Source organism: Salinimicrobium oceani, assembly GCF_012037645.1.
The window spans coordinates 1-255 of record NZ_JAAVJR010001739.1 but is presented as its reverse complement, the minus strand read 5'-3'; the positions used below and the strand labels follow the sequence as shown (position 1 = coordinate 255).

1 protein-coding gene is annotated in these 255 nt (G+C 43.9%); it reads right to left on the bottom strand.

The window, feature by feature from the left end; translation table 11 throughout:
• Nucleotides 1-63: 63 nt before the first annotated feature.
• Nucleotides 64-255 (bottom strand): lipoyl protein ligase domain-containing protein (locus tag HC175_RS23820; protein ID WP_438865983.1); only part of this gene is annotated, 192 nt, incomplete at its 5' end.

The window sequence follows — 255 nt, the reverse complement described above, 5'->3', positions numbered from 1 at the left end:
GGTGCGCCTCCAAACATTGAGGTAGCAACTTAAGCCCTTCTCAGCGGGTTTTTGGGTAAGATCCTAAACCAATTGGGCTTCAAAAAGGGCAGAAAAGTGACCCTTTATAATTTCCTTCACTTCAGCAACGGGGACTTCCCTAACGCCAAGCTCCACATTTAAAGAGGTGACAGCTTTATCACGAATTCCGCAGGGAACGATATTGTCAAAATAACCAAGATCTGCATTTACATTGAAGGCAAAACCATGCATAGT